10 protein-coding genes are annotated in these 14,069 nt (G+C 41.4%); 5 read left to right on the top strand and 5 right to left on the bottom strand.

Annotation, left to right across the window (positions count from 1 at the left end; translation table 11 throughout):
- Positions 1-64 precede the first annotated feature (64 nt).
- Entirely contained in the window at positions 65-2,926 is a 2,862-nt protein-coding gene (gene gcvP / locus ACOSVQ_RS11330; protein ID WP_491982669.1) for an aminomethyl-transferring glycine dehydrogenase, read from the bottom strand.
- Positions 2,927-3,017: 91 nt separating this feature from the next.
- Entirely contained in the window at positions 3,018-3,398 is a 381-nt protein-coding gene (gene gcvH / locus ACOSVQ_RS11325) for a glycine cleavage system protein GcvH (RefSeq protein WP_165313785.1), read from the bottom strand.
- Positions 3,399-3,976: 578 nt separating this feature from the next.
- Between gcvH and ACOSVQ_RS11320 the strand changes: the two genes are divergently transcribed.
- The 4 genes from ACOSVQ_RS11320 (at position 3,977) to ACOSVQ_RS11305 (ending at position 9,353) form a co-directional block, all read left to right on the top strand.
- Positions 3,977-4,600 (top strand): helix-turn-helix domain-containing protein, encoded by a 624-nt coding sequence (locus ACOSVQ_RS11320; protein ID WP_491982668.1) that lies wholly within the window; start codon positions 3,977-3,979, stop codon positions 4,598-4,600.
- A 277-nt stretch (positions 4,601-4,877) separates the two neighbouring features.
- Positions 4,878-6,011, top strand: coding sequence for a glycine cleavage system aminomethyltransferase GcvT (gene gcvT, locus ACOSVQ_RS11315; protein ID WP_491982667.1), 1,134 nt, complete (start codon positions 4,878-4,880; stop codon positions 6,009-6,011).
- Positions 6,012-6,126: 115 nt separating this feature from the next.
- Entirely contained in the window at positions 6,127-7,146 is a 1,020-nt protein-coding gene (locus ACOSVQ_RS11310) for a S1 family peptidase (RefSeq protein ID WP_491982666.1), read from the top strand.
- A 242-nt stretch (positions 7,147-7,388) separates the two neighbouring features.
- Positions 7,389-9,353, top strand: a complete 1,965-nt coding sequence (locus ACOSVQ_RS11305) for an LTA synthase family protein (protein WP_491982665.1) — start codon at positions 7,389-7,391, stop codon at positions 9,351-9,353.
- A 13-nt stretch (positions 9,354-9,366) separates the two neighbouring features.
- Here ACOSVQ_RS11305 and ACOSVQ_RS11300 read toward each other — a convergent pair whose 3' ends face one another.
- The 3 genes from ACOSVQ_RS11300 to ACOSVQ_RS11290 all read right to left on the bottom strand — a co-directional run bounded on the left by ACOSVQ_RS11300 (position 9,367) and on the right by ACOSVQ_RS11290 (position 13,302).
- The gene (locus tag ACOSVQ_RS11300; protein ID WP_491982664.1) at positions 9,367-11,106 is read right to left on the bottom strand and encodes an EAL domain-containing protein; all 1,740 of its coding nucleotides are present in this window, start codon (positions 11,104-11,106) and stop codon (positions 9,367-9,369) included.
- A gap of 291 nt (positions 11,107-11,397) precedes the next feature.
- Positions 11,398-12,702, bottom strand: coding sequence for an inosine/guanosine kinase (locus ACOSVQ_RS11295; protein ID WP_491982663.1), 1,305 nt, complete (start codon positions 12,700-12,702; stop codon positions 11,398-11,400).
- Positions 12,703-12,822: 120 nt separating this feature from the next.
- On the bottom strand, positions 12,823-13,302 hold the full coding sequence (locus ACOSVQ_RS11290; RefSeq protein WP_491982662.1) for a CreA family protein: 480 nt from the start codon (positions 13,300-13,302) through the stop codon (positions 12,823-12,825).
- A gap of 208 nt (positions 13,303-13,510) precedes the next feature.
- Between ACOSVQ_RS11290 and ACOSVQ_RS11285 the strand changes: the two genes are divergently transcribed.
- Positions 13,511-14,017, top strand: coding sequence for a hypothetical protein (locus tag ACOSVQ_RS11285; protein WP_491982661.1), 507 nt, complete (start codon positions 13,511-13,513; stop codon positions 14,015-14,017).
- The last annotated feature ends 52 nt before the right edge of the window (positions 14,018-14,069 follow it).

The following is a 14,069-nucleotide window of genomic DNA, read 5'->3' as shown; positions in this document are numbered from 1 at the left end:
CAATTTGTGGAATTTTGTTGCACAGATAAAAAAGGCGAACCACTCAGTTCGCCTTTACTATTCATTACTCGTAACTGTCTATGCTTGGGCAAGAACAGATTAGGTTACGGTCACCATACACGTTGTCGACGCGGTTAACTGTTGGCCAGTATTTCGAGTCTTTCGTTTGTTTGCTTGGGAAGCAAGCAACTTCACGTGAATATGGGTGATCCCATTCTGTGCTTGATAGATCAACTTGAGTGTGCGGAGCATTTACCAATGGGTTGTTTTCCAATGGCCAAGCACCAGCATGTACTTGGTTGATCTCTTCACGAATAGCGATCATTGCATCACAGAAACGGTCTAATTCAGCTAAATCTTCAGATTCAGTTGGCTCAACCATCAAGGTACCAGCAACTGGGAATGACATTGTTGGCGCATGGAAACCGTAGTCCATTAAACGCTTCGCGATGTCTTCTTCGCTAATGCCTGTCTCTTCTTTTAGCGGACGAATATCGATAATACATTCATGCGCTACACGACCATTTGTACCACGGTACAGAACAGGGTAGTGAGGACGTAGACGTTCCATCACATAGTTAGCGTTTAGAATCGCTACTTTTGTTGCTTCTGTTAAACCTTCTGTACCCATCATAGCAATGTATGCCCATGAGATAGGAAGAATAGATGCACTTCCGATATCTGCTGCAGAAACCGCGTAATCTGTACCTTCAACGCCACCTTCAATATGACCAGGTAGGAATGGTGCTAAGTGAGACTTAACGCCAATTGGTCCCATACCTGGACCACCGCCGCCATGTGGAATACAGAACGTCTTGTGAAGGTTTAGGTGTGACACGTCAGAACCGATGAAGCCAGGTGAAGTCAAACCAACTTGAGCATTCATGTTTGCGCCATCTAGGTAAACTTGACCGCCTGCTGCGTGCACCATATCGCAGACTTCACGCACTTGCTCTTCATAAACACCGTGTGTAGAAGGGTAAGTGATCATGATGCTAGATAGATTGTCTTTGTGTTTTTCAATCTTATCTGCAAGGTCTACTAAATCGATGTTTCCGTTATCATCACATTTAACCACAACAACTTTCAAAGAAACCATTGAAGCCGTTGCTGGGTTAGTACCGTGTGCTGAGCTTGGAATCAAACATACGTTGCGATGACCTTCACCACGGCTTTGGTGGTAACGTTGAATCGCTAGTAAGCCTGCATATTCGCCAGAAGCACCTGAGTTCGGCTGTAGAGAAAACGCATCGTAGCCTGTGATTTCACATAGCTTCTCTTTTAGGTCATTAGCTAGAGCTGTGTAACCAGCTGCCTGTGCTTTCGGAGCAAATGGGTGAAGAGCCCCAAACTCTGGCCAAGTTACCGGAATCATTTCTGCTGCAGCGTTCAATTTCATTGTACAGCTGCCAAGCGGAATCATACCGTGGGTTAGAGAGAAGTCTTTATTTTCAAGCTTCTTCAAATAACGCATCATCTGAGTTTCACTGTGGTGAGTGTTAAACACTGGGTGAGTCAGATATTTAGAAGTACGACGACAGTTCTCTGGGATTGCCGCGAATTCATTGCTTGCAACAGTGTTTGAAATCGTAGCGATGTCTTCTTTTACATCAAAGATAGCAAACAGTGCTTCAATATCGGCTAGCGTGGTTGTCTCGTCTAAGCTAATACCAAGCTGTGTTGGCAATTTGCGTAAGTTGATATCAGCTTGTTGAGATTTCTGATAAAGCGCTTCAGTATTGCTAGCAGTGTTGATAGTGATGGTATCGAAAAAGCTATTGTGTGCTAACTCATAACCAGATTTTGTTAAACCTGCAGCTAAGATAGCGGTCAGGTGATGAGTACGACGAGCAATCTTCAATAGACCTTCTGCGCCATGATATACAGCGTAGAAAGAAGCCATGTTTGCTAATAGGGCCTGAGCAGTACAAATGTTCGATGTCGCTTTCTCGCGGCGAATGTGCTGTTCACGAGTTTGCATCGCCATGCGAAGAGCTTGATTGCCTTTGCTATCGATAGATACACCGATTACGCGACCTGGCATTGTGCGCTTATAAGCTTCGCGAGTAGCCATGAATGCTGCGTGTGGACCACCGTAACCCATAGGCACACCAAAGCGCTGAGCAGAACCAATCACAACGTCAGCACCCATCTCACCCGCAGGTTTCAGTAGTGTGCTTGCAAGTAGATCTGTTGCTACAGTAACTAGCGTTTTGTTTGCGTGAGCTTTCTCGATGATATCGGTTAAGTCACGAACTTCACCTGTCGTGCTTGGGTACTGAAGCAGGGCACCGAATACATCTTGCTCAGAAAGGCAATCGATTGCGCCGATAATAACTTCAAAACCAAAGAATTCTGCGCGAGTTTTCACCACTTCGATAGTTTGCGGATGTACATCATCTGCTACGAAGAAACGGTTGCTCTTACTTTTACCTGCGCGTTGACATAGTGTCATTGCTTCTGCTGCCGCTGTTGCTTCGTCAAGTAGAGAAGCGTTCGCGATGTCCATACCCGTTAGGTCCATGACCATTTGTTGATAGTTCAACAAAGACTCAAGACGACCTTGGGAAATTTCTGGTTGGTATGGTGTGTAAGCTGTGTACCAGCCCGGATTTTCAAGCACGTTACGTAGGATTACGTTTGGGGTGAACGTGTTGTAATAACCCTGACCGATGAATGTTCTTTTAACTTGGTTTTGCTCTGCGAAAACACGCATTGCAGTAAGCATGTCCGCTTCGCTTTTGGCTGGAGCAAGCTTAATTGGAGATTCAAGACGAATGCTTGCTGGAACAGTTTCTGCGATAAGTGCGTTTAAGCTTTCTGCTTTAATGGTCGCAAGCATTTTTGCTTGATCATTAAGATTAGGACCATTGTGTCGAGCAACAAATTCATTTTGTGTGCTTAGGCTATGAAGTAATTCAGTCATTTTCCCTTTACCTTCTAAAACCACGAGACAACTCGCTTACGTGGCTTTGAAAAAAAGCTGCCCAAAATGGACAGCTTTCCTGTTGTATAAATTAGTCTTCTTCGATTGAGTTCAGATACTCTTCGGCATCTTTAAGGTCATCAAGCTCTGCTGGATCAGACATTTTCACTTTAACAATCCAGCCGCCTTCATAAGATTCTTCGTTGATAAGCTCAGGGCTGTCTTGTAGTTCTTCGTTCACTTCTACGATAACGCCTGAAACTGGTGCGTAGATGTCAGAAGCTGCTTTTACTGACTCAACAAGAGAAAAGCTGTCACCAGCATCAATCTCAGTATCTACTTCTGGTAATTCAACGAAAACGACATCACCCAACATTTCTTGAGCATGTTCAGAAATGCCGATAGTTACAGTGCCATCACCGTTGTCACGAACCCATTCATGGCTTTCTGTAAACTTAAGTGTATTGTCCATTGCTAATTCTCCAAAAAAATATCCAAACTGTTGCTGTTGATTGAATGTGTACTTGCGATTTAGCGTTTAATCCAATCTCACAGCTTCATCAAATGTTTTGTTGCTGACAGACTTTTTAGATAGACCTAATCAACAACGATTTCAAATTCTAAACAGCTACCTATTTATTCCGTCTGATGTGTAATGTCCACATCAAAAGTAATGATAGGCATCTCTGGTGCAAAAAGAGATGATTTATTTACATATCCAACGAAAGACAATTTGTGGATAACTACCCTTTAGTTAGTCATTTTATTGGGTGTTCTATTTTCAATTTGATCTTGGCTATGTACATTTTGTTAGCTGAAAAATGTTAAAAACATCGCTTTGATTCTCAGCGCCTAAACTGGCTTGGCTAACAAGCCAGTAACATACTCTTTGGAGTGACAACAATCAACGAAAAATTTCCTATAGGAAACATAGGTAATGTTTTTGTTACCTAAAGCACGCTTTATTTCTGTGCATGCTCTTTAAGGGAACGATATCTTTGTGCAACAATGATTTTCAAATACAGGAATGCTATTCATTAGAGGGAAAGCATGTCAGAAGACATTTATGATGAGTACCCATCAATGATACTTGCCAAAGAAGCAAGTGAACAAAATATAGAGCCGTTAAAGCTTGGGCAACGCATTAAAGATATTCGCACTAAGTTAGCAATAACCTTAGAGGAAGCGAGTAACCGAACGGGTCTTGCACGCTCTACACTAAGCAAAATTGAAAACGAACAGATTTCACCTACGTTTCAGGCAATGCAAAAATTGGCGCATGGTCTGCAAATAGATATGCCACAACTATTTGAACCACCTAAGAAAATTCTAGCAACTGGGCGTAGAGATATTACTAAAAACTCCGCTGGTAAGCCGCATCCAACGCAAACATACGAACATGAGCTCTTAGCTACTCAGCTATCCAATAAAAAAATGATGCCTTTTAAAAGTCGCGTTCGAGCTCGCGCTTTTGATGAGTACGGAGACTGGGTTCGTCACGATGGCGAAGAGTTTCTACTGATCCTTGAAGGCGTTGTTATGTTCTACAGTGAGTTTTATGAGCCTGTTCGTTTGGAAGAAGGGGACAGTGTTTATTACGATGCCAATATGGGACACATGTTAGTATCACTGAGTGAAGAAGATGCACATATCCTGTGGGTGACATCGAAATAGTAAAGTTTCCAATAGTGAAGGCAAACGATTGCATTTTGTTTTAATTTGAAGAAAAATACGCCGCATTGATGTTTTAAGACACAATGCGGCTTTTTGTTGGGCGTAACTAATGTGATTGAGTTGTTAACTTAGACTTTGGTCACTGTTTGAAACTTGTTAAACAGCTAAAACAGGCGCATTCTTGTTTACTATTGGAAACATGGTTTCCGCTCGATGGAAATCTTGCTTTAGAGATGGCTAACTCTGGATTTAAGAGCTTGGCAAAATGGAGAATAAAATGACTCAAGAACATGCGACTCAGGAACTTTTGGTAACTCCTCTACACGCTTTACACATTGAAGTGGGTGCTAAGATGGTTCCTTTCGCGGGCTACGATATGCCTGTTCAATATTCGCTAGGCGTAAAAAAAGAGCACTTACATACTCGTGAAGCTGCGGGACTGTTCGATGTTTCTCACATGGGGCAGCTTCGCTTACATGGTGAAGGCGCAGCAGAAGCTTTGGAAACTTTGGTTCCTGTAGATGTCGTTGATTTGGCTGAAGGTAAACAGCGCTATGCATTCTTTACTAACGAGCAGGGTGGGATTTTAGATGACCTAATGGTTGCAAACTTAGGTGATCATTTGTTCGTTGTGGTTAACGCAGCGTGTAAAGAGCAAGATATTGACCATTTGCAAGCGCACTTGCCAGCAGGCGTAGAGCTTGAAGTTATTGAAGATAGAGCACTTTTGGCACTACAAGGGCCTAAAACTGCTGAGGTACTTGCTCGTTTGCAACCAGCTGTTGCAGATATGCTTTTTATGGATATCCAACAACTTAGCATTGATGGAATTGAATGTATCGTTAGTCGCAGTGGCTACACAGGTGAAGATGGTTACGAAATTTCTGTTCCAGCTGAAAAGGCGCAAGAACTTGCTCGTAAGTTAACTTCGTTTGACGAAGTGGAATGGATCGGTCTAGGTGCCCGTGATTCACTCCGTTTAGAGTGTGGTTTATGTTTGTATGGCCATGATTTAGACACGACAACGACACCGGTAGAAGCAAGCTTATTGTGGGCAATTCAGCCAGTTCGCAGAATGGGTGGCGCTCGTGAGGGTGGTTTCCCAGGCGCAGACATTATTCTTAACCAAATTGCGACAAAAGATGTAGCTCGTAAACGTGTTGGTCTAGTTGGTCAAACCAAAGCTCCAGTGCGTGAAGGCACGGAATTGTTTGATGCAGACGGGCAACAAATCGGCGTAGTTACGAGTGGTACTGCTGGTCCAACAGCTGATAAACCCGTTTCTATGGCTTATGTTCGCTCGGATTTCTCTGCCATAGGCACAGAAGTGTATGCAGAAGTTCGCGGTAAGATGTTGCCAATGCTGGTAGAGAAAATGCCTTTCGTACCACAAAGATACTACCGCGGTTAAGTAACTATAAGTAAATATGTTAGTCCAAAGAGCAGTAAGTCTAGTCTTGCTGCTTTTTTATTTGTATCAACCTTCTAAAATTATTAGAAGCAGACGTAAGTAACGGATTATCACTATGAAGAAAAAGGCTGCAATAGTATCAACCCTAATAGGTGTGTGTAGTTATGCATCAGCGGCTGAAGACTATACCGCGTACATAGTGAATGGCTCCCGCGCAGAGATTACTACTTTTTCCTCTTACGTTGCACTGTTTGTCGATTTGATTGAGTACAAAAACACTTATTATGCTGGCAGTTATTGTGGGGGAACAATCTTAGATTCCACTCATATTCTCACCGCTGCTCACTGTGTTTACAGTACAGATCCAGATAACAGCCTTTACTCATTATTTACGGTTGTCGTTCCAAATCTACAGTACGAAAATTTTTACCCTTATAGCATCAACGAAAAAAAACGCGTTTCAAAAATCTATTACCCAGATAACTACAATAATTCAACATTAAATAATGATTTGGCGATTCTAGTGCTTGAATCTGAGCTAACTACCATCGATTCAAGCTACTATTTAGACTTTTCGGATAACGATTCTGATTACAGATATTCATCTATGGAATTCTATGCGGTAGGACATGGGAATACTAAAACAGGAATCGATGATACAACTACTTTGCAATATGCCTCATTAAACTATGTAGAAAACAGTGTGTGTAACGTTACCTATGGTAATGTCACTTATACAAAGTTGTGTATGGAAGGTGATGTAAATAGTTCGAATGGTCTGGAAGCAAGTACATGCCAAGGTGACTCAGGTGGTCCACTATATTGGTATTATGGCGGGGCTTATAAACAAGTTGGCATAACTAGTTATGGACCAGCTACTTTTTGCGGTGACCCAGTTAAAAGTGCTACTTCTGTATTTACCGAAGTCTATGATTACAAGTCTTGGATTGACAGTGTGCTAGCGGGTACTGAAACAGCAAAATATGTAGCTACTGATGCTAAAAGGCAATCTTACGTTGATAGCATAGATTCTGATTCCACATCCAGTTCTGGTGATTCTGGTGGTGGCTCACTTGGTCTGTTAACACTTATTATCGCCAGTTTAGCCGTTATCGTAAGGAGCAAACGCTATTAAGTTCAGTTGCTTTTATCGCATTATTACAATTGTCGTTGCAGTTGGGAAAGTTCATCTTTTCATCGAGTGACGACATTTTTTTCACATCTTATGCAACATAATTCTCTAACGTTTTCATTATTGGGATCTACCTCTATAGTTTATTAGCTATGGCTTGTTTACATGTTGTTTACATGCAAAATCGCTAATAACTTATTGATATCGTTATCTGTAAGTAATTTTAACTATAAAAGAGAATTATCTTGAATAAACTCAAATCGTTTTTGGGGCCAATTTACCCTTTAGCAGCTGCTTCAGTTGCCATGATTGTGCTTTTTACTCTTTCGCGTATTGGGCTCTCCATTTGGCACTTTGACCGTGTTTCAGATGCTAATGGTTGGGCAGAGATACTGCTGAGTGGATTGAGAGTTGATATCGCCTCCATTTCTTACTTGTTTATTCTTCCTGCGTTATTAGCATCCCTTGTATCAGGTGAACATCTTATCGGTCGCATCTGGAGCTGGATTCTGAGAATCTGGATTACCGCTGGCCTTTGGCTCGTTGTTTACATGGAAGCCGCAACACCTCCATTTATTATTGAATATGATTTACGCCCGAATCGCCTATTCGTTGAATACTTAATTTATCCTAAAGAAGTGTTCGGTATGCTGTGGTCTGGCTATAAGTTGGAACTGTTTTTGGGACTAGCTGTTAGTGTTGTTACTTTAGTTGTTGGCTGGAAGTGGTCTGCTTCTTTGGTAAGTTCATTGCGTTATCCTCGTTGGTATTGGCGCCCGTTTATTGCTGTGACTGTTGTTGCGGTTTGTATGATGGGAGCTCGTTCTTCTCTAGGTCATCGTCCTTTAAACCCTGCGATGGTGGCTTTTGCAGCCGATCCTTTGGTAAATGATTTAACATTGAACTCTTCATATTCTGTAATATTTGCTGCTAAGCAAATGGGTTCGGAAGCAAGCGCGTTTGAATTCTATCCTAAGATGGATAAGCAATTGATCGTCGAACAAGTTAAAGACTCAATGAACTTGCCAGAAAGTGCTTTCGTTGATAGTGAAAAACCGACATTAGCTAATCATGTAGCGTCTTATAATGGTCCAAGAAAGAACATCGTAATTTTACTGCTCGAAAGTCACGGGGCTCGTTATGTTAAAAGCTTAGGTGGCATCGATGCTTCACCCAATCTCGATAATCTTATTCAAGAGGGTTGGGCTTTTACACGAATGTATGCCACAGGAACTCGCTCTGTTCGCGGTATTGAAGCTGTTACTACTGGATTTTCACCAACACCTGCACGCGCCGTCGTCAAGCTTGGTAAGAGCCAAACAAATTTCTTTAGCATCGCTAATCTGTTGAAGGCGAATCAGTACCACACACAATTTATTTATGGTGGGGAAAGTCATTTTGACAATATGAAGAGCTTCTTCTTAGGCAATGGCTTTGTTGATATGCAGGATTTCCCGACCTTTGTATCTCCAACATTTGTTGGTTCTTGGGGAGCATCTGATCAAGATCTTTTTAACAAGGCAGATGAGCAGTTCAGTCAACTTGTGGATGCAGATAAACCATTTTTCAGTTTAGTGTTTACATCTTCTAACCACAGTCCATTTGAATACCCTGATGGTGTTATTGAACCGTATAACGAACCGAAGCAGACCGTCGAGAATGCAGTTAAGTATGCTGATTTTGCATTGGGTGAGTTTGTCGAAAAGGCCAAGAAATCTAAATACTGGGATAATACCGTTTTTGCTGTAATTGCAGACCATGATGCTCGTGCAACAGGTACATTGCCAGTACCTATCGGTCACTTCAAGATTCCTGCTGTTATATTTGGTGGTGGTATTGAGCCTCAACTTGATGATCGTTTAGTGAGTCAAATTGACCTTGTTCCTACCTTGTTATCATTGGCTGGTATTAGTAGTCAAAACCCTATGATTGGGCATGATCTAACAATGGACGTTCCTGCTGAAAAGCAACGTGCGATGATGCAACGTGATAAGAACTTCGCTTGGATGACGGAGAGCAATGAAGTAGTGGTCATACAGCCAGAAAAAGGAATATCTACCTACAGCTATAATCCGGATGAAGACTCACTGACAGCTGTGAAGCTTGATGACGAGATAGTTACAAAAGCGTATGCCAATGCGATGTGGGGTAACTTAGCATTTGATAACAACTACTATACAGCTCAAAAAAGTTACGCGGTAAGTAATTAAGAAACAACTATCCTCAAGTAGATGTTTTTGACGCTGCTTGAGGAATAACATCACTTCTAAGAAGTGTATATCGACTCGCACTAGCTAACGTTAATGGTTTAGAGAACCAATATCCTTGAAAATAGGATGCACCCATGTCTTTGTATTTTTGGAACATGGCTTGGTCTTCAATCCCCTCAAAAACAATATCAATACCCTTTGAGCGGCATAACTGAGTGATAAACTGCAGGTATTGCTCATAAGCAGCATTAGTCATTGATTTTGTTGTCATTACTCGGTCCACCTTGATTTGTTTTAAAGGTAGACCCAAGAAACTGTGAATTGAACTAAAGCCGGAACCAAAATCATCCAAAGATAGTGAAAAACCCATGCTGCTTAAAATGTAAATTTGGTTTAACGCATTTTTATTACCGTCGAGCATTACCGTTTCGGTTAATTCCAAAACGATAGACTTAGGAGCAACACCTGAACTGACGGCAAGAGTGTATAGGTTCGATGGGAAGTTTGTATCTAGAAGTTGTAATACGGAGACGTTAACGTTGACTCGTATGTTGGCATTGTTCAGTTGGTTATAGCGGCTGATGAATTCACAAGCTTTGCCGAAAACCAAATACCCCAGTTCGTTAATTAAGCCTTTTTTTTCTGCAATAGGGATGAACTCGTCGGGGTATATTTCGCCATAGCTTTTTGAGCGCCATCTAACTAGTGCTTCAAAGCTAGCTACTTTGCCGTTAGTGGCATTGATTATTGGCTGGAACTTCACACTCAGAGAGCGTGAGTGAATCGCTTCTTTGAGTTCTTTTTCAATAAAGAAGAATCTATCGACGCTATTTTGTGTCCTACCGGTATAAACCTCTACACGCGAGCGATTATTTTCTCCGGCGAATTGACATGTTCGAGAAGCAATACTTAAACACTCTGCTGGAGTCAAACTGGTATCAATATATGGGTAGACGCCAATGCTAATTTTATCCCCATAAAGTTTTCCATACTCTAAGGTCGATTCTGCGTAATGTTTGAGTATCTTTTGACATAGACGTTGGAGTTCGCCAGTTGTGTAATCGCCGTATAACAAAACGGCAAAATCATCTGACCTCACTCTATAATGTTCGCAAGCGTCATCAGGGAGAACACGCAGAGCACTGGTTAAATGCTCAATAATATGCTGTAAGACGTCAGTACCGTATTGGTTTAGATATGACTTGATGTCATCAATCTGGATGTAGATTAGGGTAGCGTTAATCTGACGTTTCTTGTCTAGAGCTTCGATGTCATGTAAAAGTTTGGTTCGATTTGAAAGCCCAGTTGCGTTGTCAAAAAAGGCAGCTTGATGAAGATAAGACTCCATTAGCTTTTGATCGGACACATCTCTGTGGCATCCAATCATAAAGGTTTGCCCGCATATGGTTTTGGTTGTAGCGACACCTTCAACCCATATGTATTGTCCATTCGCTTTACGTAAACGATATTGGGTGACAACGTTTCCACCTTCATCAATATGTTGTCCGATTCGGCTATCTAGGAGCGCAGCATCGAGAGGGTGCACGATTTCAAACCAGTCTGCCAGCTCAATGGTTTTCGATTCGAAACCAAATTGGTGGTAAAACTCTGGGTTGTAGAAGGTCATTACACCTTGTTCATCCATATAGAAAACGCCGTGATTGAACACGTCGAAAATGTGGATTAACCGTTTTAAATACGTGTCATCCAGAACGTTTTCTATAACAGATAACTTATCTTGTGTTAACGACATAACCGCATACCAACTCTAACAACTGCTAGCAACATAATCCGAAACGTGGATGAAGGAAATATTAAACCAAAACATTTACAAATGATTGAGCGTTAGAGCAATAAACCTAAACAATGTTTTAATCTAATGCCAAATGAATATTGATTCAATTATTGATAATAATGATTACTGTTAATCGTGCTATAGCGCATGTTTTGACGACAAAATTGTCCATCGAATATGGAAATTAAAAAGTGAGGAACAAAAAAAAGCGGCATCGTCACGCCGCTTTCTCTCTTATTTATTAGGGTGTTAACGTTCCCAGTATGCCTCTTCCAAACTGTCTTCTCTTTCGGGTAGTGCTCTTGAAAGACGTGGAGAGTGTTGAGTCAGAACTTCATAGCTTACTCGGTTCGCATATTTACAAACTTGAGAAAGTGAAGAGTACGTCAAATAAGGTTGATCGTGCTTGATGGAATTTGGCACATTCACAAGATGGAAAGCATTTGCTGCCATATCATGTAAAAGTGCAGAAAGCGCACCATCACCAGCTCCATTCGTATTTTTAATTTCTAATGGTCCACCTAGATAAGGACCAATATGCGAATAAACCTTCACTGGATTCGAACAATCTTGCTTGCGCATTGCACGGCTAAATTCATATTTATTGAATTCAGGAATATTACCTGGAAGCAATGGTAACTCAGTCTCTCGCTTGCTTGAATTATCAGTGTAGCCAGCCATGAATAAACCAATCGGCCCTGCGGTGCAAAGCACAAGATCAACCCATTCCAAGGCTTTGTCTGAAGCAAGTAGCGGGTCTTTTTCACCTGTAAGAGCTTCACCTTCTTCTTCATTCATAGCAACAACGGTGACGTTTTCCTTAAGAAACTTTTGCCACCATTTTTCATTGCCTTCAATCACATATTTGGTGCCAAGAGTTAACACCACTGGAATGTTGTTCGCCTTCGCGAGCTCTATAGCACGTTGAACAGCTTGTGGCATTGGATCTTCAGGTTTACCACGCATTAGGTATGACGAAACCACTAACGCGGACGCTTTTTCAAATACTTGCTCTGGAATACTATCTGGGCGCAGTTTGTTCATATGCCCTTCATTGATCGCAAACGTACGCTCACCGTCTTCAGTGATCAAGGTATAGCAGCGACCGATCGGACCATCGACGGTTTGCAGATGGTTTAAGTTCATGCGCGATGAAGTTCGACATAAGTAACGGTACGCAAAAGAACCAACTTCAATGTTCTTCGACATAACACCTAGAAGCACTGATTTGCTGTCCGCAAGTACAGAGTAGTTATGCAGTGTGTTGCCTATTGTGTCGCCAGGGTGCTGATGGGTGATCAGATCAAGGTCAACCAGTTCTTTATACAGAGCGTCAGCTATCCTCTCTTCAAGAACAAGCGAGTGCCCTTTACTCAGATCGTATTTAGCTAGGAAGTCATTATCTACTCGAGCTTCAATATCAACAATTGTCTGGCCTACGCCAACGATAGTCGGTCGGTGTAGTTTAGGCGCCTGTTGTATGTGATTGAGCAGTGGATCTCGAGCATGTGTCGGAAAGTAGTGCTTAGATTTACGCTGTCCGGGAAACTTCATCTTTAGTGTTAGTAGATAGAAATATTTCGTGCATATTATCACAAAATAAATTTTTTATTTTCATTTTATTGCAGTAGAAATGGTTTTAATTCAGAGACCATTTCTACTGCCATTTCTAATCTACTGAGTAGTCGTTTGGTTGGCAGGAAAAGCATTGTATGCTTTCGTTCCCCAAAGAGGTACTGTCGATAAACTGTGTTTAAAGCTACCGTCAGTTTCTTTCGTCGTGTATGACAAATAGAGAAGGGTTTGATTTTCAGGATCAAAAATTCTTCTGACTTTCATCGTTTTAAAAAAGATACTTTTTGATTGTTTGAAGACGACTTCGCCAGACTTGGACTTATCAATAGATGCAATCATCTCAGGCGTAATATCGCCTGTCTGTCTGCATGAGATAGAGCTGTCACTTGGATCTGATAAACTCAAATTCGCTTCGATAGAGGCAATATGGCAGGTAACACCTTGTATTTTGTCGTCGTGAAGGGAGGCTATTTTAATGTCTTTTAGGGTGAATACACCTAATGATACGTCACCGACTTCGTTGTCTGAACAGCCGAGTAGCAGGCTAGAAATACCTACCGCTAACAGTAATTTTTTCATTTGTTGTCCTTTGGCACTTCGTACAAAATTGTGTCCATGATATACCAACTTGCTGGCATATGCCGAAGCAAATCTATGAGAGTAAACGAAGAAATATCTGTAGTTGAGATATGAAGACTTGTTAGTTTGAAGCTAGCTAAGTATTCTTCGCTTATTCATTACGCCTAAAAGAAATACTAGCGTAAGCACTTCAACAGAAGAAAAATGCATGACAGATTCCTATCCAAACGTCTTTAAAGTGAAAAATCAGTGGCTGTTCGATCAAGTTGAAGTCGAATTTCCTACACCAGAAAGTTTAAAAGGTCGATCTATCTATCAGGCGATCTGCGAAGGAAAACATGTCACATCAATGCCTAAGGCTAATGAAACAACAGGTATCAATTTGGAAGAGATATTTCTGGTTGATTTCCATCGTTTAACCGTCATGTTCTCATTGCTACAAGCGTCCCGTGGTCGAGACGAACAAGAACAAAATTATCTGCTAGAGTTTTTTACTCAAATTATCTTTTCCGAACCTTGCTACTTATATGTCGGATTTAAACAATCTGAGCCAGTTGCCGCTGCACTTATAACTTATTCAGACAACGAACTATTGGTTTCTGATGTTGTTGTGAAAGACACCAGTTATGCGAGTTGCGATAAGTTTGCTCAAGCAGTCATCGATAAGTGGTTAATCAGTAATGAATTCTCCGGCCTGTTCTATATTGAGCAGTAATTCTAAACAGGCTTAAATGTCAGAAATTTCTGCATTGTTTTAAACAGTGACA

The organism is Vibrio sp. HM8-C (assembly GCF_058630515.1).
The sequence above is the reverse complement of the archived record's forward strand: the minus strand, read 5'-3'. Positions and strand labels throughout refer to the sequence as shown.